The 25,590-nt window shown below is 63.6% G+C and carries 12 protein-coding genes and 1 riboswitch; all 12 genes read left to right on the top strand.

Annotation, left to right across the window (positions count from 1 at the left end):
- Positions 1-189 precede the first annotated feature (189 nt).
- Positions 190-12,651: a filamentous hemagglutinin family protein gene (locus LRS56_14220; protein WDU65489.1), complete on the top strand. Its 12,462-nt coding sequence runs from the start codon at positions 190-192 to the stop codon at positions 12,649-12,651.
- A gap of 1,124 nt (positions 12,652-13,775) precedes the next feature.
- Positions 13,776-14,369, top strand: coding sequence for a transposase (locus LRS56_14215; GenBank protein WDU65750.1), 594 nt, complete (start codon positions 13,776-13,778; stop codon positions 14,367-14,369).
- Between the two features lie 59 nt (positions 14,370-14,428).
- Positions 14,429-16,018, top strand: coding sequence for a ShlB/FhaC/HecB family hemolysin secretion/activation protein (locus tag LRS56_14210; GenBank protein WDU65488.1), 1,590 nt, complete (start codon positions 14,429-14,431; stop codon positions 16,016-16,018).
- Between the two features lie 24 nt (positions 16,019-16,042).
- Complete coding sequence (locus tag LRS56_14205) at positions 16,043-17,842, top strand: DUF2341 domain-containing protein (protein ID WDU65487.1); 1,800 nt, start codon at positions 16,043-16,045, stop codon at positions 17,840-17,842.
- 11 nt (positions 17,843-17,853) lie between these two features.
- Entirely contained in the window at positions 17,854-18,279 is a 426-nt protein-coding gene (locus tag LRS56_14200) for a biopolymer transporter ExbD (GenBank protein ID WDU65486.1), read from the top strand.
- Positions 18,280-18,282: 3 nt separating this feature from the next.
- Positions 18,283-18,987: an energy transducer TonB gene (locus LRS56_14195; protein WDU65485.1), complete on the top strand. Its 705-nt coding sequence runs from the start codon at positions 18,283-18,285 to the stop codon at positions 18,985-18,987.
- A 67-nt stretch (positions 18,988-19,054) separates the two neighbouring features.
- Positions 19,055-20,755: a putative porin gene (locus LRS56_14190; protein WDU65484.1), complete on the top strand. Its 1,701-nt coding sequence runs from the start codon at positions 19,055-19,057 to the stop codon at positions 20,753-20,755.
- Between the two features lie 18 nt (positions 20,756-20,773).
- Complete coding sequence (locus LRS56_14185; protein WDU65483.1) at positions 20,774-21,400, top strand: DNA repair protein; 627 nt, start codon at positions 20,774-20,776, stop codon at positions 21,398-21,400.
- A gap of 14 nt (positions 21,401-21,414) precedes the next feature.
- The gene (locus LRS56_14180) at positions 21,415-21,894 is read left to right on the top strand and encodes a YbjN domain-containing protein (GenBank protein WDU65482.1); all 480 of its coding nucleotides are present in this window, start codon (positions 21,415-21,417) and stop codon (positions 21,892-21,894) included.
- A complete protein-coding gene (locus tag LRS56_14175) occupies positions 21,891-22,832 on the top strand; it encodes a peptidylprolyl isomerase (GenBank protein WDU65481.1) in 942 nt (313 codons plus the stop codon). The genes LRS56_14180 and LRS56_14175 overlap by 4 nt, the downstream gene beginning before the upstream one ends.
- A gap of 51 nt (positions 22,833-22,883) precedes the next feature.
- Positions 22,884-23,861 (top strand): LysR family transcriptional regulator, encoded by a 978-nt coding sequence (locus LRS56_14170; protein WDU65480.1) that lies wholly within the window; start codon positions 22,884-22,886, stop codon positions 23,859-23,861.
- A 980-nt stretch (positions 23,862-24,841) separates the two neighbouring features.
- Positions 24,842-24,972: riboswitch (cobalamin riboswitch) on the bottom strand.
- Between the two features lie 18 nt (positions 24,973-24,990).
- The gene (locus tag LRS56_14165) at positions 24,991-25,545 is read left to right on the top strand and encodes a histidine phosphatase family protein (protein WDU65479.1); all 555 of its coding nucleotides are present in this window, start codon (positions 24,991-24,993) and stop codon (positions 25,543-25,545) included.
- Positions 25,546-25,590 lie beyond the last annotated feature (45 nt).

Below are 25,590 nucleotides of genomic sequence, written 5' to 3'. Positions count from 1 at the left end.
CAACGACCCGCAACCCCGATCAGCAACGGCTCGCGCCGTTGCTGATTTTTTTGCGTTACCAGCCCTATGTGAACTTTCCGTGACAGAAGTTCAGTCCCGCCCCTCGCCAACCGCCTAACGCTCATAGGTGAGCTTGCCTTGCCCCCTGCGCGATAACAACAGTGCGATAACACAGAAGGAAGATTCCAGATGGTCCGCTGCAAACCGACGGTCAACCGTAAAGCCCAAGGCACGAGCGCCCAGACAATTCTGCGCCTCAAGCCCCTGGCCCATGCCATTGCTCTGTTGATGGTTGCGGGCAATGCACAGGCAGCCACGGCGTTCAGTTCCGGCTGGTTTGCCGACAAGGGCGCGTCCCAGGCGGCCACGGCGGCGCGGGCCAGTGCGGGGCAGATGCCGGGGATCCCGTCGCTCAACCAGCAGGCGCAGGTCAAACAGCAGTTGTCGCGTTCCATCAGCACGCTGAACACCACCGTTGCGGCGATTGCGGCGCAGCAAGCGGCGCAGGCGGCTGGGCGCCAGGCAGCGTTCGGCCAGGTTTCGAATATTCCCGATGGTTTGGGCAAGGGCGGCCTGCAGGTTGATAACAGCCTGACGCAGGGCTGGACCAACGCCAAGAACCCGACCCAGACCCAGGCCGGCGGCAAGACCACCGTGACCATCGAGCAGACCGCCGACAAGGCGATCCTCAACTGGGAGACCTTCAACGTCGGGCGCAACACCCGCGTCGATTTCCAGCAGCAGTCCAACTGGGCGCTGCTCAACCGCGTCAACGACCCCAATGCGCGGCCCAGCGAGATCCAGGGCCAGATCAACGGCGCCGGCACGGTGATGCTCATGAACCGTAACGGCGTGGTCTTCGGCGGCACCAGCCAGGTCAACGTGCGCAACCTGGTCGCGGCGGCGGCGAGTATCACTGACGAACAGTTCACCCAGCGTGGCATTTATGTGGACGCCAATGGTACCCAGGCAACCTTCACTGACGCGGCAGGCAAGGTCGAGGTGCAGCGCGGGGCGTTGATCCAGACCCACCAGGCTGCGACCTCCACCGACTCCGGTGGGTATACGTTGTTGCTTGGTTCGGAAGTCGAAAACGCCGGTACGATCATTACCGCCAAGGGCCAGACCACCCTGGCAGCCGGCGACAGCTTTTATATCCGCAAGGGCGTCGGCACCGCCGGCAATGACCGTTCCACTACCCGCGGCAGCGAAGTGGCCACCAGCCTCAAGGCCGGCAGCACCGCCGGCACAGTCACCAACAACGGGCTGATCCTGGCCTCAACCGGCGACATCACCCTCACCGGGCACCAGGTGCAGCAGAACGGCGTGGCCCTGGCCAGTACCTCGGTGGACACCCGCGGCACGGTGCATTTGTTGAACGCGGCAACCGATAAAACCGGCAGCGTGACCCTGGGCGAGGGCAGCACCACGGCGGTCCTGCTGGACGCCAGCGCCAGCACCGCCCTCAATAGCCAGCAGGCCGCCGGCCTGGTGAAGTTCGACGGCCTTGCCTCCAACCTGATCACCGGCCAGTTCAACAACCTCAGCACCGTAGCCGACCGCACCGACCAGTCGCGGATCGAGATCGTCAGCGGCGCCACCGTGGACTTCCAGAAAGGCTCGATCACCCTGGCCACCGGCGGCCAGGTAGCGGTCAGCGCCGCCGGGCGCAGCCTGGTGCGTGATGGGGCGATGATCGACGTGTCCGGCGCTATCGGCGTCAAGGTGGCGATGGACACCAACAACATCAAGATCAACGTGCAAGGCAACGAGCAGCGTGATGCACCGATCAACCGGGACAACGGGCAACTGATCAACAACGACGTATGGGTCGACCTGCGCGAGCTGGTGTTTGTGCCCGCCGGCACCAACGGCTACGCGACGGATCGCTGGTACACCGCCGGTGGCTTGCTGGAAGTCGGCGGCTACCTCGGCACCCAGGGCCATTCCGTCGGCGAGTGGATGGCCCAGGGCGGCACCGTGACCTTTACCGGCAAGGATGTAGTGACCCAACAGGGCGCACAGATCAACCTGTCGGGCGGCACGGTGGATGTGCAGGCAGGGTACATCCAGCAGAGCTGGCTCAAGGGCCCCAACGGCCAGTTGTTTGAGCTGTCCAAGGCCCCCGGTGACATTCTCTACTCGGGTTTCTATAAGGGCTATGAGGACACCAGCGCACGCTGGGACCAGACGGATTACTACTACAACCCGTTGATCGCGGCGCAACGTCGCTACGAGGACGGATACACCGTGGGCCGCGATGCCGGCAAGCTGGTGGTCGGTACCACCAGCGCGGTGCTCGAAGGCCAGTTGATCAGCGATGTATTCCAGGGCGATCGCCAGACCCAGGCGCCGAATATCAACCTCGACGGCTACCTGCAGTCCCAGAAGGCCCAGGCCCAGCGGGCGCAGTTGATCATTGGCCAGTACCTCCCGATCTACAACAAAACCACCGGCACCCTGCGTTATGCCCTGAGCGGCACCACCGACCAGGTGCTGATCGACAGCAACACCCAGAAAATCGCGGATGGCCTGGACCTCACCAGCGCATTGCCGACGGATCGCCAGGGCATGCTGGTGCTCGACAGTGACCAGCTCAATGGTTACCAACTGGGCGCGGTCAAGGTCGGCGCCAAGCGGCAGATCATGGTCAACGGTGCGCTCAAGGTGGCGGACGGCGGCGATATCACCCTGTTCGGGCCAGGCGTCGCCATCAACGCCAGCCTCACCGCCCATGGCGGCAGCATCAACGCGGGCAGCATCCTCACCCAGGTTGACCTTGATAAGGGCAACGCGGTGGGTGATGTGATCCTGGCGGGTGGCGGGCGCCTCGACGTAGCCAGCGGTGTCCAGCTGGACGCCAGTGGCCGCTGGAACAACCTCGCGCAAGACCCGACCCTGCGCCACGGTGTGGCGTATATCAACGGCGGCAAGGTCTCACTGCGCAGCACCTTGGCGGTGAACCTCGGCGCCGGCAGCCTGGTGGATGTGTCCTCCGGCGCCACCGTTGCCGAAGACGGCCAGGTCAGCGGCGGCAAGGGCGGCGATGTGAACCTCGGCGGCCTGGGGTCACTCGCCCTGGGTGGCGAAGTGCGCGGCTATGGAGTCAAAGGCGGTGGCACCTTGGCGTTGCAGGCCCAAAAGGTGCTGATCGGCGAGGGCGCGGCAGACGCCACTACCCTGCAACTGGCCGGCGACTTTTTCAACAAAGGCTTCTCGGCCTACGACATCACCGGTAATGAGGGGCTGATCGTCGCGGACGGTACCCAGGTTGATGTGAACATGCCGGTTTACCGTGCCCGCGAACAGGCCGCTGCCTCGCTGACCGGCAGTGATGCCGCGAGTGCCCTGCAACCCTGGACCCCGCCGCTGTATCAGGAGGACGCGACCAAGCGCGTACTGACTCAGCGTGGTGGCGCGAGCCTGAGCCTGACCGCCGGCCATGTGCTCTCTTCGGCCGCGCAGATGGCGAGCACCGCGTTGAGCGTGGGCCAGGGCGCGGTGATCAATGTCGATCCGGGCCAGTCGATCAACCTGCTGAGCGTCGGCCAGCTCACCCTGAACGGCACGCTTAACGCGTGGGGTGGCAGCGTCAGCCTCAAGGGGCTGGCCACGGCCGACTCGGAAAGGGTCGAGGCGGTCGGCCATGGCCGTTCGATCTGGGTCGGTGAACAGGCCCTGATTGACGTGTCCGGCCGCGCCGTGACGGCCGTGGACAACCGCGGTGGTGTCTACGGCCAGGTGCGTAACGGCGGGTCGATCACGGTGGGCGGCGACATCGACCCCACCACCGGCATTGCCAAGGGCAGCAACCTGTTTGTGGTGGTGCGCGAGGGTGCGCGGCTCGACGCGTCCGGCGCCCAGGCGTCGCTGGATCTGCCGGGTCAGGGCCGCACGACGGTGGCGAGCGACGGCGGCAACCTTGCTTTTGCGTCCAGCAACGGCCTGTACCTGGATGGCAGCTTCGTCGCCAATGCCGGCGGCGCCGGTGCGGCCGGTGGGCGTTTGGCAGTGGCACTGGAAGCCCCTTATTACCTGCGCAGCCTGGCCACCAATCGGGTGTTGCCGGTGCGCGAGTTGATCCTGAGCCAGCAGTACCCGGCGCAGGCGTTGCCAGGCAGTGCCGAAGCGGCGGCTGATGCGTTGACCTACGGTCATGCCCGGCTTGGCGTGGACCAGGTCACGGCAGGCGGCTTTGACAACCTGGCGCTGTTGGTCAATGGCGCACTGAACATGGCGGGTGACGTGTCACTGAACATGGGCCAGAGCCTGACCGTGTATTCACAAGGCATCGGGCTGGCGAAGAGCGCGCCCGCGACCTCCCAGGTCCATCTTGCGGCGCCGCATGTGGTGCTCAGCGGCATGCTCGCGCCGGACAGGACGGGCATGGAGAGCTACGTCACGCCCTACCTGGCTGACCCCGCGTCGACGGTGCCGGGGCAGGGCCGGTTTACGGTTGACAGCGATCTGCTGGATATTCGCGACAAGGTCACTTTCGCCCTCAACCAGGGCTTTGATCGGGTCAATCTCAACAGCCGTGGCGACCTGCGCTTTCTCGCCGGACGCGATGGCGGCGTGACCCCCAATGGCTTCAGTACGGTATTGCAGTCGGGGGGCGACCTGAGCTTGCGGGCTACGCGCATCTACCCTGGCAGCGAGATCGCCGCACAAGTACTGGTGGGCCTCACCGGCAGCACGTCGACCGGCCTGCTGTTCGACCCCGCCCGTACCCTCACCGTGCAGAAGAACGGCGACGCCAGCGTGGTTGCCCCGTATTCGGTGTTTGGTCGCCTGCAACTGGGCGCGGCCACCATCGAGCAAGGCGGCGTGCTGCAAGCGCCACTGGGCCTGATCGAAATCGGCAACGTGGGCAGCACCCGGGTCGAACTGCTGCCCGGTAGCTTGACGTCCGTGAGCGGCAAGGGCCTGGTCCTGCCGTACGGTGGCACAGTGGATGGCCAGGTCTACCGCTACAACGGCAAGACGCTGAACTTCATCGGCCAGGGCGGCGTGCGCAATGGCAACGGCGACCTGACGGTGGGTGTGATCCTGGGCGGCAAGTCGGTGGCGGTATTGCCGGATGCCACCCTGGACCTGTCCGGTGGCGGGGACCTGCTGGGCGCCGGGTTTATTTCCGGTCGCGGCGGCTCCACGGACGCACGCTACAACCCGTTGGTGCAGTTCGGCGCCACCGGCGGGTTCGTGCTGCCGGGGTTGAGCACCAACCCGGTGTACGCCATCGTGCCCGGCGTGCAACCCGGGTATGCACCCGTGGCCACCGAGGGCGCAGCGGTAGCACCGTTGGTGGGCCAGCAGATCACCATCGGCGCCGGGGTGCCGGGGTTGCCTGCCGGCACCTACACCTTGATGCCGTCCACCTATGCACTGATGCCCGGCGCTTACCGGGTCGAGGTCAATGGCCTGGCCGGGGCCGGCAGCAACGGTGGTGTCACCGCCATGCGTAACGGCTCGTGGTCCACCGCAGGGCAGCTGTCGATCGTCAATACCGGGATCCGCAACAGCCAGGCCAGCCAACTGATCCTCACCTCGGCCGATACCTTGCGCCGCTATTCCCAGTACAACGAAATGAGTTATACCCAGTTTGCCGTCGCCGATGCGGCCAACCTCGGTGTGCCACGGGCGTTGATGCCGGTTGACGCGAAAACCCTCAAGCTGGCGCTGGACGCCGGTGGCGGCAGTGAGACCTTTTCGTTCAAAGGCATTGGCCGGTTTGAGGCAGCGCAAGGCGGCTACGGTGGTACCGTCGCGGTCACCAGCAGAGCGGCTGACGGTGCGATACAGATAGTTGATGCCAACACGCCATTGACCCAGGCATTCGACGGGGTAACGGTAGACGCCCAAAGCCTCAACGCGATGAGCGCCAAACGCCTGCTGGTGGGTGGCTTGTCGATGGTGTTGTATGGGCAGAGCGGCAATAACGTCGGGTTCGCCACCAGCATGGCCAGCGCCATTACGCTGCGTTCGGGGGCGACGCTTCTGGCGCCGGAAGTGATGATGGTTTCGCGCAATGGCGATATCGTGGTTGAGCAAGGCGCCTCCATCAATACGCTGGGCCGGGGGGCGGCGTCTTACGATTCGCGCGATGGGTTTGTCTACAGCAGTGCACCCAATATGCTGGTGGTCTCCAATGGGTTGATCAATGTGCTGCCTTACCCGGAAGCCGCGGGCAAGGGCGGCAGCATCCGCATCGGTGCCTGTGCCGTGGGCAATTGCAGTGGGCAGACCGCGCTGTATTCCGATGGCAGCATCGTGATCTCGACCACCCAGGCCCTGGAGCTGGACGATCAGGTGCGCTACGGCACACGCCACTTGGCACTGGCCTTGAGCAATATCAATGTCGGCAGTGCCGAGGCGCTGGCCGATGCCGCTGCACGTAACGTGTTGCCGGCCGGCTTGACCCTCAACCAGCCAGTGATTGATCGCCTGTTACGCGGTGATACCCAGTCCGGCGCACCGGCCCTGGAAACCCTGCAATTGTCAGCGGCCCAGGCATTCAACTTCTACGGCACCACGACGCTGGACACTTACGATGTGCAGACCGGCAAATCGCGGCTGAACAACTTGTTGCTCTCCACACCGGCGATCTATGGCGCGGGCGATGCCAACGATGTGGCGACGATCCACACCGCCAACCTGATCTGGCAGGGCGCCGAGGCGGCACCCGGTGCGGTGATTGGCGGCGGTGCCGGTACCGGCAGCGGGCGCCTGGATATCAACGCCGAGCGCATCGAGTTCGGTTACGGCGCCTTTGCCCAGCCCAGCACCACCAAGACCTTCGACCGTCTGGCCCTGGGCTTTGCCAACGTCAACCTGAATGCCAGCGAGCGCATCACCGCCAACCACAAGGGCACCCTGTCGGTGTACCAGAGCCTGACCGGTTATGACCCGGTCAAAGGCTTCCAGTACAGCGGCGGCAATCTCAATATTCTTACTCCGCTGATGACCGGTGAAGCCGGCTCGATCAACCGTATCACCGTGGGTGGCGCGATTGATGTGGCAGCCTCGGCGGGTGCGTCGGGTGCCGCGAACGGCATGGGGGCCGAGCTGTCCCTGCAAGGCGACAGCGTGCGTGTCGCCACGGCGGTGGTGTTGCCCAGCGGCAAGCTCAGCCTGGGTGCGCGGGGCGATGTGGTACTGGCGGACGGCGCGTTGATCGACGTCGCTGGTCGCTCCGTGGTGTTCAACGATCTCACCCAATACGGCTGGGGTGGCGAGGTGCTGCTCGACAGCCGCAGCGGCAATGTCAGACAGGCAGCGGGCTCGACCATCGACCTGTCGGCCAAACATAACCAGGCCGGCAAACTGCGTGCGGTTGCTACGGATGTGGCAGGCGGTATTGTCGAGCTGCAGGGCCGGATCCTCGGCAGCAGCACCGGCTACTACGATGCCGGCGGCACCTTGATGCCCTATACGGCCGGCAGCGTGGAAATCCAGGCACAGCGCCTGGGCGGCAGTGGTGCGCTGGACCAGCAGTTCGCCGATCTCAACCAGCGCCTCAACGCCGGCCAGGTATTCGGTGCGCGCAGCTTCCAGCTCAAACAGGGCGACCTGAGCATTGGCGATGGCCTCAAGGCGGGCATTATCAATGTCTCGGTGGACAACGGCAGCCTGCGGGTTACCGGCCTGGTGGACGCCAGCGGCGAACGTGTCGGCAGTATCAGCCTGGCCGGCAAGAACGGCCTGACCCTCGACGGCAGCGCGGTGCTGGACGCCCACGGCAGCAAGTTGCGGGTAGACAGCTACGGCAAGATCATCGACTCGCCGAACCGGGCCATGGTGGTGCTGGGTTCCGGTAATGGCCTGCTGACCCTGGCCGAAGGCGCACGCATCGACCTGCGCCACGGTACTGCCGCCAGCGGTAATGATGGGCGCAATCGCGGCACCCTCGAGCTCAACGCACCTCGCCTGGCCAACGCCTCGGGCGTGATCAACGACATTGCCATCGACGCGCATGGCCGCGTGGACATTCAGGGCGCTCGCTCGATCACGCTCAACGCCATGGCAACCTATGACGATGCACCCGAGAAAACCGACCCCACCACCAGCGGCAGGCCGTATCAGCAGATCACCCAGGATTATCTGAACGGCAAAAGTAAACTGAGCAATGACTTCATCGAGGCCGCGCTGCTCAACACCAATCTGTTGCAAAACAAGCTCGCCGGTTTGAACAACGACACTTACGGCGACACCTTCCATCTGCGCCCCGGCGTGGAAATCATCAGCAAGACCCCGGACGGCGATCTGGTGGTGCAGGGCGACCTGGACTTGTCCGGCTTGCGCTACGCCAGCCTCAGGTCGCCGACCCATGAAAAGACCGAGGCGGGAAGCCTGACCCTGCGGGCGGGTGGCGACCTGAGCATCTACGGCAGTATCAACGATGGCTTCGCACCGCCGCCGGAGACGGTGGATGACAAGGGTTGGGTGTTGTTGCCGGGGGTTGACTTCACCGGCGGCGATATCGTGGTGCCGGGGCAAGGTGTGAGCCTGGCAACCGGCACGGCTTTCCCGGCGGGTGTGGTGCTGAACTACGACCTGCCGATTACCGCCATCGGCGTGAGCGCGGGCACCCGTTTGCCGGTGCGTGCCACCCTCAACCAGGATCTGGTGCTGCCTGCCGGTACCGTGTTGGCGGCGGCGGTGCTCGACGGCGCGGGCAACGTGCTGTTTGCCGCGGGTACCTTGCTGAGTCAGGCGCAAACCCTGGTCAGTGGCTCGCAACTGGAGGCCGGTAGCCTGTTGACCCAGAACACCTTATTGAAGGCAATGACCTGGCCCAAGGGCGTGCCGTTGCCGCAGAATTTCCAGGCGCCTGGCCCCACCCAAAACGTGGTGACCCTTGCCAGCGATTTGCTGTTGCCCAAGGGCGCACTGATTCCTTCCGGTACCAACGTCAAGTTGCTCAACGACGCGACATCGGTCCAGCTGCGTCCCGAGGAGTCGGGCCGCCAGGGCCAGAACTGGGCCATTGCACCGATGCTGGCCGAGGGCACGCAGTCCTGGTCGCTGCGGCTGGTGGCGGGTGCCGACACCGAGGCGGCCGACAGTCGGCTGCTGCAACCGCATCCCCGTACCGGCGACCTGCGCCTGGCGGATACTCACTACGGCATGTTCGCCAAGGAAATGCCGTCCCAGGCCGTGCAGGGATGGACAGCGGCCGGGGTGGAGCTGCTGGCGAGCCTGGGCATCGACGTCAAAGTGGGTGATCCGATCGAACAATCGTTGCTCGATGAGTTGGGTGGTGGGCCGATCGCCGACTTCTGTGCAGGCTCGCCGGAGTACTGCGCGGTGAAACCCTCGTTCGTCTGGACCGCCCAGGCAGCGGCCGACCTGGCCGACCTTGGCGTGACACTTGGCTCTGCGGTCACCGATGAGTTCCTGGCGCAATTTGGCACGACCACTGCGCAGTTCTGCGCGGACAACCCCAGCTATTGCCTTGCCCAATCGGCCAAGAACTTCGCGGCCTCACCCGCTGCGACGCGGTTCAGTGTGATCCGCACCGGCACCGGCGACCTGGAGTTGTTGAGTGCCGGCAACCTGAGCATGGACTCGCTGTACGGGGTGTACACCGCCGGCACGTCGTCTGCCACGACCTTTGAGGGCGACCCCTACAACCAGCCCAAGTCCCAGGGCCTGGGCAAGACGGTGTTGAACGACGAGGGCAGCTATTTCGAGCAATTCGTCAATGCTAGCCCCACCAGCCTGTACCGCGCCTGGTACCCGCAAGCCGGGGGCAACCTGAGCTTGAAGGTTGGGGGCAACCTGACGGGCAATATCCTCAACGCCACGGCTTCCGCGCCGGGGCGACCGAACCCTCTGGATGTGGGGAGCGATTCAGCCAGCGTCGGCAATTGGCTGTGGCGTCAAGGCAGCGGCACCGTCGATACCGGCGGGGCGCCCCAGCCAACGGCCTGGTGGATCAATTTCGGCAGCTATACCGCGACCGGCGCGGCGGACCAATTGGTAGGCTTCACCGGTTTCGGTACCTTGGGCGGCGGTGACGTGGATGTGCGGGTAGGCGGTGACGCCGGGATGCTGCGCACGCTGGCCGGCAATGCCATGGCGGCCAACGTCAACCCACGCAGCCAGGGCTTGGTGCTGGCGGTCGGCAGCACCGGGCGGGTGGCCAGCGATGGCAGCCTGCAACTGACCGGTGGCGGTGATCTGCGGGTGAATATCGGTGGGGCCCTGAACCCCGAGAGCAGCCTGGATAGCAGCAGCCTGAACGGCACGCTGGTTAACCTGCGCGGTAATGCGCAACTGCTGGCGGGGGCCTCGGGCCAGATCGAGTTGCAGTACGGCATTGCCAGTACCGACCACAGCCCGGGTGAAGTGCGGGCGTTCGACGCGTTGCAGGCCACGCGTGGGCTGATGCGCGGCGGCATCGTGCTGGTGCCGGGTGATGCGACGTTCAGCCTGGGCACCCTGGGTGACCTGGCGCTGCAGAGCGTGCTCGATCCTGGCCGGGTCCTGCTGCCCAACAGTTCATCCTTCGTCAGGGGGGAAGAGCACGGGCCGGGCACCAGTTGGTTCTCGCTGTGGACCGCGCGCACGGCCATCGACCTGTTTTCCGCCGGTGGCAACTTGTCGCCCAATACCACGGGGCTGGCCTCTGACCTGGCGGTCGTGTACCCGTCGATTCTGCGAGCGACGGCCGCCAGCGGCAGCCTGTACTACGGCAAGGCGGGCGGCTCGTCACGCACCGACAATGACTACAAATTCCCGTTGTTGCTCGCCCCGGGCGCCAACAGCCAGTTGCAGTTGCTTGCCCATGACTCGATCTATGCCGGCGGGATGTTCGTGAGCCAATCGGCGGCTGACCCGGCGATCATGGCCACGCCTTGGCAACCGGCGTTTGTCGGCAGGCTTGGCAGCAGCATCGAGGCTGTCGCCAGCAACCTTTCGCCAAACGGCAGCTCCGACAACGTCCGCCATTTGCCGTTGTTTGTGTTCGGCTCCGCCAGCGCATCGACTGATGCCTATGCTCCGGCATCCGCGGCGCGTTTCTACGCATTGACCGGCGACCTGGTAGGCGTCAGCAGTGGGCGGATCATCACCTTCGGGATTAACCCGGGCGATTTGCATCAAGGCCAGACCTGGTTCGAGGGCGGTGGGCCGGTGTGGATGATGGCAGGCCGGGATATCGTCAGCAGCGGCAGCCTGTTTGACACGGTAAGCGGGTTCCAGAAGGAAACGTCCATGGGCAACCTGTTTATCCATAACAGCCCCACCGATGTCTCCATCGTTTCGGCCGGGCGCGACATCCTCTACAGCAACTTCCAGGTCGCTGGCCCCGGCACCCTGGAACTGATGGCCGGGCGCACTATCCTGATGGAGGACAAGGTCAGCGTCACCAGCCTCGGTCCGGTGGCGGCAGGCGACAATCGCTCGGGCGCCAGTATCGTGATGCAGGCCGGTGTCGGCCCCAACGGCCCGGACTACCGCCGCTTTGTCGAGGCTTACCTCAACCCCGCCAACCTCGCGCAACCGGGCGAGTCGTTGCAGGGCAGCAAGGTTGCCAAGACCTATGAACACGAACTGGTCGACTGGCTGGCCGAGCGCTTCGGGTTTATCGGCGACACCGAGCAAGCGCGGGCCTACTACGCCACCCTGCCGGCGGAGCAACAACGGATCTTCGCACGGGATGTGTACTTCGCCGAACTCAAGGCCGCCGGTCGCGAGTACAACCAGGATGGCAGCGTGCGCCAGGGCAGTTACCTGCGTGGCCGTGTGGCGATTGCGGCGCTGTTCCCGGACAAGGACGTGGCCGGTAACCCGATCACCTACAAAGGCGATATCACGATGTTCGGCGGCGCGGGCGTGCACACCAATTTCGGTGGCTCGATCCAGATGCTCACCCCGGGCGGCAGCCAGACCTTCGGCATCGAAGGGGCGGCGCCACCGTCCACCGCTGGGGTGATCACCCAGGGCACCGGCGATATCCAGTTGTACTCCATGGGCAGCATCCTGCTTGGCCAGAGCCGCATTATGACCACCTTCGGCGGCTCGATCATGGGGTGGACCGCCGAGGGCGATATCAACGCCGGTCGTGGCTCCAAGACCACCGTGGTGTACACGCCGCCCAAGCGTGTCTATGACAACTGGGGCAATGTGAGCCTGTCGCCATCGGTGCCGAGTACCGGTGCGGGGATCGCCACGCTCAACCCGATCCCGGAAGTACCGGCGGGGGATATCGACCTGATTGCGCCGCTGGGCACCATCGATGCGGGTGAGGCGGGTATTCGAGTGTCCGGCAACATCAACATCGCGGCATTGCGGGTGGTGAACGCGGCGAACATCCAGACCCAGGGCAAGTCGTCCGGGGTGCCGGTGTCGGCAGCGGTGAATACCGGGGCGATGAGTTCGGCCAGCGCGGCGGGGGCGGCGGCGTCCCAGGCGGCGGAAGATGCGGCGCGTAGCCAGCAGGCGGCGGCCAAGCAGGGGCGGGCGTCGATTGTCACCGTGGAGGTGCTGAGTTTTGGCTCTGAGCCGGTGCAGCGTGAGCCGCAAGAGGCTCGGAAGACTTCGGGCTACAACCCTGACAGCCCGGTGCAGGTGCTCGGTGCCGGCCCGTTGAGCGACCAGGCGCGGGCACGATTGACGGATGAGGAGCGTAAGCAGATCAGTTTGTAACGATTTTGAAAGACCTCTCGATGTAACTATTTGGGGCGATCGGTGATCGCCCCGTTTTTTTTGGTATTGGCTGGTTTTACAGAAAGCCGTTTGGTGATCATTGTTGAGTGTTTTGTGCGTTGTGGTTGTTGTTTTGCGCGTCTGTATGGGGGAGGGCATATCCGTTACTTCGGTAACGGCCGCCTAGGGTTTCGCTCTTACAGCGACTCACTTTTGGGAGGACCCAAAAGTAAGCAAAAAGTCCTCGCCCCATCACTCGGCACCTCGCCTAGGCTCGGTGTGCCCTCACTCCGGCTTTGGAGCGTGGGCCGCCGCGATGGGCCATCCTTGGCCCAGCGCGGCTAACCCGGCGTCCTGCCGGGTTGCCCACGCTCCAAAGCCTGCGTTCGGCCAGCGTGATTGACGGGGCGTCTCAGATCAAAGTCAAAAGCAGAGCACGGCGGCCTTGTAGCCGACCTGAGTGGTGTAGATCAAAAGCGGGTCCGCAGTAGATCGGCTTTTCTGTGGGAGCTGGCTTGCCTGCGATGACATCAACTGGGTTTGCCTGATGTACCGAGGTGTCTGCATCGCAGGCAAGCCAGCTCCCACACTTGACCGAGGTCGGCTGTCAGGCCGCCGTGCTTTGCTTTGTTTTTGATCTGGCCCTTACATCCTTTGCGCTGACGAAGTCAGCGATCTTTTGCGCTTTTGATCTTGATCTCAGGCGCCCCGTAAAACACGCTGGCCGCACGCAGGCTTGAATCCGTGGGTAACCCGGCAGGACGCCGGGTTAGCCGCGCTGGGCCATGGATGGCCCATCGCGGCGGCCCACGGATTCAAGTCTGCGTGCGGGCACACCGAGCCGGAGGCGAGGTGCCGAGTGTTGGGGCGGAGCGTTTTTGGTTACTTTTGGCGCTCTTCCAAAAGTGACCCGCTGTAAGAGCGGAACCAATATCCGCCGTTACCGCAAAACCGGATATGTACACCCTAAAAAAATCCCCCGCTCAACCAAAAATGAAGCTTTCATGACAAAAGTTCGGTAGCCATGGGCCACTCCCGTCTCTCCTGTGTATCGCGATTGACAACGTCGGAACGGCGTCTTTTTCAACCGCAAGCAGGATGCCAGGAGTGGGGCGATGGGAACTATGGAACGTTACTCGAAAGTCGGCATGCAGGAGCTCGATCAGCGCCTGTCGAAGATCGTCGAAGCCGCGCGCAAAAAGCCGGTGTCGGTCTATCGCTACGGCGCACCCTGGGTATGGATCGTCTCCCAGGACGATTGGCAGGGCGCCTTGAAGGAAGTGTCCAGTTATATCCCGTCGGGTCATTCCCTGGTGCTGCTGCGCCCGCAGATCGACGAAATCCTCGACCAGCAGCGCGACTGGCTGGTGGCCGACGCCTCGATGTCCATTGCGCCACACACGGTGTTGCAGGTCCTGCTGCTGCAGCTTCTGTATTCCGTGCCCAGCGAGCAGCAACTGCATGAACAGCTCAACTACAACCTGCTGTTCCGCTGGTTCGTCGGCCTGGACCTGAACCAGAAGGTCTGGAGCATTCACGTCCTGACCCGCGACATCGCCACGCTGCTGAACAACCCGCGAGCGGTGCAACTTATCCAGAAAATCATCGGTGACGTGTTTTGTGGCGCCTTGCTGCACATGCCGGAGTTCTCGTTGAACTTCGCCCTGTTGCATACCTGGCTGGCACGCCACGGCAGCACCTCGATATCCAGCAATTGAGCAGGCCATACGCCGCGCCATCGGCGGCGGCGCAAAAAATCAGAATCTCAGGGGGCGGTGTGGAGCATCTGTTCAAATTAACGCTGGCGCTGTGTTGCGTGACGCTGGGGAGCCTGACGCAACCGGTGTGGGCCGAGGAGGGGGAGCAAGCCCCGGCGCGCAAGGTGGATGTCAACGAGTTCTTCGTGCGCGGCAATACCGTGCTTGATGCGGCCACGATCGAGGAGGCGGTGTACCCGTTTCTAGGCCCGCAGAAGACCCTGGACGACATCGAAGGCGCCCGCGATGCGCTGCAGAAAATCTACCAGGCACGCGGTTACCAGTCGGTGTTTGTCGAGCTGCCGGAGCAGAAGGTCGATGACGGCATCGTCTACCTGCAGGTCAGTGAGACCAAGGTCGGCCGGGTGCGCGTGGTCGGCGCCAAGCATTACTCGCCGGTGGAAATCCGCGACGAAGTGCCGGGGCTCAAGGAGGGCGCGGTGCCGGATTTCGCCACGGTGCAAACCCAGCTGGCGGGGCTCAACCGCAGCGCCGGGCGGCAGGTCACGCCGCTGGTGCGCGAGGGCCAGCGCCCGGGCACCATGGATGTGGATTTGCAGGTAGAAGACCAGAACCCCTGGCACGCCAGCGTCGGCCTGAACAACGACTACAGCGCCGACACCAAAAAACTGCGCTCGGTGGCGACCCTCGGTTACGACAACCTGTGGCAACTGGGCCACAGCATTTCGCTCACCTACTTCACGGCGCCCGAGGACACCGACAATGCCAAGGTGTGGTCCGGTTCCTACAGCGCACCGCTGAATGAGCGCTGGACCCTGCAGTTCTCCGGTTACCAGTCCGACAGCAACATCGCCACCATCGGCGGCAGCAACGTGTTGGGCAAGGGCCATTCCTATGGCGTTTCGGCGATCTACAGCTTGCCGGCCGCAGGCAACTGGGCCAATTCATTCTCCCTGGGCGTCGACTTCAAGGACTTTGACGAAGAGATGAAACTCGGCGCCAGCAGCGACCAGGTGCCGCTCAAGTACGCGCCGTTCACCCTGGGCTACAACGGCTATCGCTACACCGAGCAGTCCCAGTTGGGGCTGGGCCTGAACCTGATCGTCGGCACCCGCGCGTTTTTTGGTTATGGCAGTGACGACGATGAGTTCGACTACAAACGCTACAAGGCCAGCGCCAGTTTCGCCGTGCTCAAGGGCGACCTGAATTACACCTACACCTTCGCCAACGATTGGCAGTCCGCCACCAAGGGCGGCTTCCAGCTGGCCTCGGGGCCGTTGGTGTCCAACGAGCAGTACTCCGCCGGCGGCGCCACCTCGGTGCGTGGCTACCTGGCAGCCGAGCGCACCGGGGATGAGGGTTTCTTGCTCTCCCAGGAATTGCGCACACCGTCCCTGGCCAAGTTCCTTGGCAGTTACGTGCAGGAGTGGCGCTTCTATGCCTTCGCCGAAGGTGCGCGCATGCGCCTGCACGACCCGCTTCCCGAGCAGGAAGACGAATACAGCCTGGCCAGTGTCGGCCTGGGCACCCGCGCCAGTTTGAGCAAGTGGTTGTCCGGCAGCCTGGATTGGGGCCTCCCCCTGCTCGATGGACCGAACACCCAGAAACAGGACTCGCGATTGCACTTCAGTGTGCAGGCGACTTTCTGACTTTTTCTTCCGGAGACTTCACCCATGCAACGCCTATTTCTGAGCCTGTTGATCTGCCTGGGCTTCGCGCTCCCGGCCACCGCCCATGCCTGGTGGCAAGACGATTGGCACTACCGCAAACAGATTTCGGTGGACACCACCACCCAAGGCGCCGCGATCAGCCAGGCCCTGGGCCGCACCGCGCTGCTGGTGCGGCTGCACACCGGCAACTTCACCTTTGACGGGGTCAAGGACGACGGCGCCGACCTGCGCTTTGTGAGTGCCGATGACAAGACCGTGTTCAATCACCAGATCGAAAGCTTCGACCCGCTGATGGGCATGGCGCTGATCTGGGTCGATGTGCCCAGGGTCGAAGGCGGCCAGCGCCAGGACCTGTGGATGTACTACGGCAACCAGAAGGCCCCGGCCACCGCCAATGGCCAGCTGACGTTCGACCCCAACTACACCGCGCTCTATCACTTTGACGGCGCCAACGGCACACCGGCCCGCGACACCACGGCCTACGCCAACACCGCGCTCAACGCCACCGGCGCCAGCATCGACGGCGTGATCGGCCGCGCCTTGCAGTTCGGCGGCCAGCCGCTGATGTTGCCGGCCAGCCCATCGCTGCAACACGCTGCCGGCGCTGCCTTCACTTTCAGTGCGTGGTTACGCCTGGACCAGGCCAGTGGCGAGCAAGTGGTGCTGGCCCGCCGTGACGGCCCCCATAGCCTGCTGCTGGGGTTGAACCAGGGCATGCCGTTTGTGGAAATCGACGGCCAGCGCGCCGTCTCGACCCAGCCGCTGAACCCTGGCCAATGGCAGCACCTGGCATTCACCGCCGAGGGCGAAAAGGTCACGCTGTATGTGAACGGTCGCGAAACCGCGACCCTCGCCGTGGCCATGCCGGCCTTCAATTCGCAACTGGCGGTCGGCGCCGATGTGCCGCAAGCCGCCAGCGCTCACTTGCCGTTCGCCGGCGCCATCGATGAGCTGCGCCTGTCCAAAGTGGCGCGCCCGGCTGCGCTGTTGCAGGCCGATGCCGGCGCCCAGGGCGCTGAGTCGAAACTGGTGGCCTACGGCGTTGATGAAGAACAGTCGGGCTTCGGTTTCGGCAGCCTGGGCTTCTTGCTCAACGCCGTGCCGGTGGACGCCTGGGTGATCATCCTGGTGCTGGTGGCGATGATGTTCCAGTCGTGGGTCATCATGCTGCGCAAAAACCGTCAGGTCAGCCGCGTGAGCAGTGCCAACGAGATCTTTCGCGAGCACTTCGCCCAAATCGGCACCCGCCTCGAAATGTATGCCGACGACCCCCAACTCGGCGAGCGCCTGACCCATTCCTCGCTCTGGCGCCTGTACCTGGTGGCGGTCAAGGAAATTCGCACCCGCCGTGCCCAGGGCGCCGACACCTCGTCGGTCTCGGCCGCCACCATCGAAGCCATCCGCTGCTCCATGGACGGTGTGCGCACCCGGGAAAACCAGGCGCTCAGTTCCAAACTCTCGACCCTGTCCAACGCCATCGCCGGCGGCCCATACATCGGCCTGCTCGGTACGGTGCTGGGGATCATGGTGGTGTTCCTCGGCACGGCCATGGCCGGCGACGTGAACATCAACGCCATCGCCCCGGGTATGGCGGCGGCCTTGCTGGCCACGGCCATGGGCCTGTTTGTCGCGATCCCGGCGCTGTTCGGCTACAACCGCCTGATCACGCGCAACAAGGAAGTCAGCGCGGACATGCGCGTGTTTGTCGATGAGTTCATCACCCGCCTGGCGGAAATGCACGGCGAGAGCCAGCACAGTGAAGCCGCGCACCGTCGCGACCATCACGCAGCGCTTCCGGCCTGAGGAGAACCGCCATGGCTTCCGTAAATGCCTCCCACGACGATGACGATGATGCCGCCGTCGACAGCATCAACATCACGCCCCTGGTGGACGTGCTGATGGTGGTACTGGTGATGTTTATCCTCACCGCCACCGCCCAGGTGTCGGGGATCCAGATCCACCTGCCCAAAGCCAGTGCCTCGGTGTCGCTGTCGGAGGCCAAGACCAAGGCGATCTCCGTGAACGACGGCGGCCAGGTGTTCCTCGACGCTTACCCGGTGACCCTCGGCGAGCTGGAAGAGCGCCTGCGTATCGAGAAAGCGCTGAACCCGGATTTCCCGGTGATCGTGCGCGGCGACGCGATGGTGCAGTACCAGAAAGTGATCGAAGTGCTCGACTTGCTGCGCCGGCTGGAGCTGTCCCAGGTCGGGCTGGTCACCGGCAAACCGAGCCAGGGCTGAGCCATGACCGCACAGATCCCGATCGCGCCGCTGCCCATTAAGAAGAAACCGCCACTGCGCCCGCTGAAGTGGGGCGCCGGCCTGTTGCTGGGCGCCGTGGCGGCCTGGTTCTTGTGGCAGTGGGCCAATGACATGAGTGGCGTGCGCCGCGAGGCACCCAAGGTGCCGACGATTATCCCGTTGCCGCCACCGCCGCCGCCACCGCCGGAAAAACCCAAGGAGCCCGAGCCCCAGGTCGAAGAAAAAGTCCCGGAGCCGGTGCCCACTCCTGAGCCGGAAGAGGTCAAGCCTGCCGACGAGGCGCCGCCTTCACCCGCCGATGATTTGGCTAACCCGATGCAGATCGATGGCGATGCACAGTCCGGCAATGACGGTTTCAACATCGGCGCGGGCAAGGGCGGTGGTATGGCCGGTTCCGGTGGCGGTGGCCTGGGTGCCGGTACCTACAAACAGTACCTGGCGGGGGTGTTTCAACGCCTGCTGCGTGAACACCCGGAGTTGCGCAAGAAGGCTTACACCGTGCAGGCGGATTTGTGGTTGAACGCCGAAGGGCAGGTGACCCGCGCCGAGTTGGCGAAGTCCAGCGGCGACGCCGAGACCGATGCCCAGGTGTTGGCTGCGCTGCGCATGCCGCATGCCGCGCAGCGCGTGCCGGCCGCGGTGACTATGCCGGTGCGCTTGTCTCTCAAGGGCCGACGCCCGGATTGATCGACCCTTTCTCAAGGGCTGTTTTCAACGACTTTTTTCAACGGTTTTTTACAGGAGTTGCGTACACATGATTTCCCCCGTGAATCGACTGACCCTGGCGGTCGGCATAGTCATCGCGACCCTGGTCGGCCAGGCGACGGCAGCCCCGGTTGCCCCCTCGGAAAACGTCACCATCAACCTGATCCGCCTGCTGGTGCAGCAAGGTGTACTGACCCAGGACACCGCCAACGGGCTGATTGCCCAAGCTGAAAAAGAAGCCCAGCAGGCGCGCCAGGCCAATGCCGCGCCGGTGGTTGCTGCAGGCCCGACCGCAGCGCCTGGCGATGTGCGCGTGCAGTACGTGCCGCAGGCGGTTCGCGATCAGATCCGCGACCAGGTGAAGGCCGAAGTCATGGCTACCGCCAAGCAGGAAAACTGGGCACAGCCCAATACCTTTCCGGACTGGGTGTCCCGCGTGACGTTTGACGGCGATATCCGCCTGCGCGACGAGTCGCGCTACTTCTCGGGCAACAACAGCAACGAAATCACTGACTACGCCAAGCTCAATGACCGCGGGCCGTACGACGTCAACAAAAACACCAACACCCAGTTGCCGCCGCTGCTCAACACCACCAAGGACCGCGAAAACCTGTTCCGCCTGCGCGCACGCCTGGGCATGAAAGCGGTGATCTCGCCGGAATGGACCGCCGGTATTCGCATCGGCACCGGTTCCGACAATAACCCGGTGTCCACCACCCAGACCCTGGGCGGCGGCTTTGGCAAGAAAGACATCTGGCTCGACCAGGGCTACCTCAGCTGGAAGGCCACTCAGGATGTGACCCTTACCGCCGGGCGCTTTGCCAACCCGTTCTATTCCACCGACATGATGTATTCGGGTGACCTGAATTTCGACGGGATCGCCGCCAACTTCAACCATGCCCTGAACAACGAATGGGGCCTGTTCGGCACCCTCGGTGTATTCCCGGTCGAGTACACCTCCGACACCGCCAGCAGCAATGGCTTTGACAAGGAAGACAGCGACACCAAATGGCTGTTCGGCGGGCAGATCGGCGCCAACTGGAAGATCAACCGTGGTAACAGCCTCAAGGGTGCGGTGGCGTACTACCACTTCGACGACATCGAAGGCCAGCGCTCCAGCCCATGCTCGCCGTGGTCCGGCCAGCCGGCCTGCGACAGCGACGGCTCGCGCCTGGCCTTCATGCAGAAGGGCAACAGTGTGTTCCTCCTGCGCGATATCACCCCCAACCCGGCCACGCCCGGCCTGACACCCGAGCCGCAGTTCGTGGGCCTGGCCTCCAAATTTGATGTGCTGGACCTGAACCTGGCGTGGGATGCCGAGCTGCCAAGCGATCTCAAGCTGCGCTCCCAGGGCAACTTCATCCACAACCTGGCCTACGACAAGGGCGAAATGCTCAAGCGCAGCGAAGGCCAGATCGTCAACAACATCAACAGCAAGGGCCAGTTTGAAAGTGGCGGCAATGCCTTGATGGTCTCGTTCACCCTCGGCAGCGCGCTGGAGATGCGCAAGCGCGGCGACTGGAATGTGCTGGCGGGCTACAAGTACATCCAGCCTGACGCCTTGCCGGACGGCTTCAACGATTCCTCGTTTCACCTGGGCGGCACCAACGCCAAGGGGTACTTCATCGGCGGCAACTACGGCATCGACAAGAACATCTACGCCAGTGCGCGTTGGTTGAGCGCGTCCGAAGTGTACGGCGCGCCGTTCGAAGTGGATGTGATGCAACTGGAACTCAACACGCGCTTTTGATGCGCAGGGAGATGCCACATGAACACGCGAATCTGCGGGCTGTTGTTGCTGCTGGTGGCCAGCGGCGCCAGCGCCGAAGGTATGGAGGAGCGCCTGCGCACGCAACTGCGCAGCACCACCCAGCAATTGCAGGCGTTGCAAAGTGAACAGGCCCAGGCCAGCGCGGCGCGTATCGCCGCCGAAACCCAGGCCAAGCAGGCCCAGGCGCAAATCAAACAACTGACCGCCGAACTGGAAAAGACCCGTGGTGTGGCCGAGCAAATGGCTGGCCAGCAACAAAGCCTGCACAGCCAGGCGCAAGCCCAGGTGGCGGCGAGCAACGAGCAGATCGGCAAATTCAAGAAAGCCTATGAAGAACTGCTGGTGCTCGCCAAGGGCAAGGAGACCGAACGTGCGCGCTTGCAGGCGCAATTGGCCGACCGTGACACACAAGTGCAGCAATGTTCAGCCAAGAATCAACAGATGTACGGCGTGGCCCAGCAGTTGCTCGCGGCCTACGAAAAGATCGACGTGGCCGAGGTGATGAGTATTCGCCAGCCCTTCGCCAGCGGTGCGCGGGTCAAGTTCGAGGAACTGGCCCAGGGCTTTGGCGACGATCTGTACAAAACCCGTTTCGATGCGCCTCAGGCGGGCGTTAATCACTGATCAGCAAGGAAGAGATGAGCATGAGCGAATTGATCACCAGCGTCACCCCCCAGAGCCTGACCGAGTTGCTGCAAGAGGCCGGTTATCGGGTGAACCAGACCGAGCAGAACGCCATTGTGCAATTGCTCAGCGCCAGCCAGGGCATTGGCTTTGCCGTGCGCTTCGGCAATCCGGCGGCAGAGCAGGGCAACTATGTGGATTTCACCTACAGCTGCGCGCTGCGGGTGCAGGGCGAGCTGCCTGAGGGGCTGGCCCAGGTGTGGAATGCGTCGCGGCGCTTTGCGCGGTTGTCGCTGCAGGGCGAATTCCTGCTGATGGAAATGGATGTGGTGGTGGCCGGTGTCGGTGCGCCGCATCTGCGCAGCCAGCTGGAATTGTGGGACCGGCTGTTGCAGGAATTCATTGTCTACCTGCGTGAGTACAGCCAGCAGGCGGCGCAGTTGCAGGCCCAGGCCGCCACTGCGCCGGCTGACGAAGAGGCGCCGGTCCTGTGAAGAAGCCAACCCTGATGATCAGCGCGGGTGCGCTGGCCTTGCTGGTGGTGGCGGTGGGCTTGAGCGTGCGCCCGGGCAGCGACCCGGTGGCGGCGCAACAGCCGGCACCGGTGCCCAACCCGACAACCGGCGGGCCGGCAGTGGCGCGCCTGGGTAATCAACAGATCGACTTGCCGGAGCTGAAAAGCGTGCTGGCGAGCCTGCCGGCCGAATCCCGCGAGCAACTGCGTGGCAATCGCGGCGCCCTGGAAACCTGGCTGCGCTCGCGTTTGGCGCAAAAGGCTGTGCTCGAACAGGCCGACGCCCAGGGCTGGCGCCAGCGCCCGGAGGTGGAGCAACAGACCCGCGCCGCTACCGAGCAAATCGTGTTTCGCGACTACATGTTGTCGGTCAGCCAGGTACCGGCCGATTACCCCAGCGCGGCCGAACTGCAACAGGCTTACGACAGCGGCAAGGCACAATGGGTGACGCCGCCGTTGTACCGGGTGAGCCAGATTTTTCTCGCGGTCAATGACCCGCAAACCCTCGATGCCGTACGCCGCCAGGCCCAGGACCTGAGCCGCCGCGCTCAGGCGGCACCGGGTGATTTTGCGGCCCTCGCCACGCAATTTTCCCAAGACCCGGACACCGCAGCGCGCGGCGGCGATTCGGGCATGCAACCGTTGCAGCAACTGGTGCCACAAGTGCGCGACGCCGTAGCGCGCCTCAAGGTGGGTGCGGTCTCGGAGGTGGTGCAGAGTTCGGCGGGGTTTCATGTGCTCAAGCTCACCGGCCAGCAACCGGCGCGCACCGCCACCCTTGAAGAACTGCGCCCACGCCTGACCGAAGCCCTGCGCGCCCAGCGCCAGGAGCAGATCGCCAAGGCCTATCTGGAAGGCATGCTCAACACCGCGACCTTGAGTATCGACGGTGCCGAGCTGAACAAAGTGTTGGAGTAATACGCGTCAACCCGCAGTGGACGCACAGACCAATAAGACAGGGAGTCTCACATGGCATTACTGGAACCGTCCGGCCAACAGGGGCCTTCAGCTTATCGTGCACCCGTCGAGTCGCGCAGCAGCTGGCTGGCCCTGGCCAACGAGATCGACCCGGAGGTGGCGCGCTACTTCCTGGTGAGTGCGCGTTGCGGCTGTTTCATGCAGGCGGCACGCAGCCTGAATATCAAGGCGACGCTGCTGCGCAAGCGTCTGGCGCAGCTGGAAGAACAGGTGCGCCACTCGTTGTTCAGCTACCAGGGCAATGGCTTGGTGCTCAGCCGCGATGGGCAACAATTGCAGGCCCAATTGGTCGCCCTGGCCCACGCACGGCGTTTGCCGGTGGTGGAGCAACCGCTGATCCGCCTGGCGGTGGCGGAACCTATTCTGCATGACATTCTCGGTCGTGACCTGATCGCCTTGCTGCGTCGTAATGCCAGCGTGCGGCTGGAGATTATTTCCCTCGATAGCCAGTTGTCGTTGCAAGCGGTTGATGTGGATGTGGTGCTTTGGCTGTCGGACGGTAACGGGCCGGTGCCTGGGCCGAGTTTCGCTACCGAACCGCCTCGGGCCCTGGCGCGTTTGCGGTATTTGCCGCATATCGCCAAGCGGTATTCGCGGCTGACTACGCGGCCGGACAGTGTGGAGGACCTGGATGATTACATGCTGGTGCAATGGCAGCCGGATGCACAGGTCGGTGCTTTGCTGCCGTGGAACCAGGTGGTGGAGCAACGGTTGGCGGCGGTGGTGCAGGTGCATGCTTATTCGCTGATGCTGGAGATGATTCGTTGTGGGGCTTGTATTGGGTTGCTGCCGCACTATATGAGTAGCTTTGACCGGGGGTTGGTGGGTTTGCCGGGGTTGTTGGCGGATAGCATGCAGCGCCAGGTGTGGCTGGCGGTGAATGCGCAGGTGCGGGATGCTGAGGCGGTGCAGGTGGTTGTGGGGTTGATTGTGGGGACGTTTGAGGGGAGGCGGGAGTGGTTTGAGTAGCTTTTTGTTGGGGGGGATATCCGTTGCTGCGGTCACGGCCGCTTATGGTTCCGCTCTTACAGCGGGTCACTTTTTGAAGAGCGCAAAAAGTAACCAAAAACGCTTCGCCCCATCACTCGGCACCTCGCTCTGGCTCGGTGTGCCCTCACTCCGGCTTGAATCCGTGGGCCGCCGCGATGGGCCATCCATGGCCCAGCGCGGCTAACCCGGCGTCCTGCCGGGTTACCCACGGATTCAAGCCTGCGTTCGGCCAGCGTGATTGACGGGGCGCCTGAGATCAAAAGCGCAGATCAAAAGATCGCTGACTTCGTCAGCGCAAAGGATGTAAGGGCCAGATCAAAAACAAAGCAAAGCGAGGCGGCCTGACAGCCGACCTGAGCATTGAAGCTGTACTCGGTTCAAATGTGGGAGCTGGCTTGCCTGCGATGCAGGCACCTCGGTACATCAGGCAACCGAGTTGATGCTTTCGCAGGCAAGCCAGCTCCCACAGAAAAGCCAATCCACTGTGTTCCTGCTCTTGATCCACACCACTCAGGCCGGCTGTCAGGCCGCCGTGCTCTGCTTTTGATCTTGATCTAGGCGCCCCATTAACCACGCTGGCCGCACGCAGGCTTGAATCCGTGGGTAACCCGGCAGGACGCCGGGTTAGCCGCGCTGGGCCAAGGATGGCCCATCGCGGCGGCCCACGGATTCAAGTCTGCGTGCGGGCACACCGAGCCGGAGGCGAGGTGCCGAGTGGTGGGGCAAGAGCCCTTTGGTTACTTTTGGGGCTCTTTTCCAAAAGTGACCCGCCGTAAGGGCGGAACCAATACCCGCCGTTACCGCAGCAACGGATATACACCCCACCCAACTACCAGCAACCAAACCAAGCCCGAGGCTGACTCAACAAAGGCAGCCAGCGCCTTGCTCGGCGCCGACAAAGCAGATCGCCAGCAACCACAGGCCGCCGAAGATCGCCCAGGGATGACGCGTCCCGAAATGGATAGTAATGGGGCTGAAACAGGATCTGGCTTACGGCTCCAGGGCCGAATACAGTGGCGCGACCGCGCCGGCATTGAACCGGCTTCCTGCTTCATGTTAGCTGTAACATATCAAAACAACTTTGCCAGTCTACGCTGAGTGAAATCTGATGCAGGCCACCCGTTTGACCCTTATCTGCCATGCCGTAACCCCCATGCAAAAGCAGGGGCGGTTTCCCGATGACGAATCAGTGGCGATGGATTGGCAAACCGCCGCGCTCTCCTTGGCCGGGCGCTACAAGAAAAGCCGGCGTTTACTCTGCGGGCCCGAATCACGAGCACGGCAGACCGCGGGACTGTTCGGCAGGGATGCAGTCATCGATCACGCCCTGCGCGACGGGGATTTCGGCCACTGGAAAGGCCAGGACGTTGGCGCGTTGAACGGGGACGAGTTGATAGCGTGGCTCACCGATAACGCCAGTGCCCCCCATGGCGGCGAGTCGGTGGATGACGTCTGCGCACGGGTAGGGCTGTGGATGCAATCCCTCGAAACCCAACCCGGGCATGTGGTGGCAATCACCCATCCCTTTGTGATCCGCGCCGCGATGCTGTATGTCATGCAGTTTCCCATCTCGATGTTCTACCTGATCGACGTAGAGCCATTGTCCGCCACCGAGTTGCGCTTCAACGATGTATGGCGCCTGCGCCTGGAAACTCACGCTTGAGCCCGTGAACATGGCAAAATCCACGCCCCGCAATGAGAGCAACCC

The sequence above is a fragment of the Pseudomonas poae genome (assembly GCA_028869255.1).
GTDB lineage: Bacteria > Pseudomonadota > Gammaproteobacteria > Pseudomonadales > Pseudomonadaceae > Aquipseudomonas > Aquipseudomonas poae_C.
This window is presented reverse-complemented; position numbering and strand designations above follow the sequence as displayed.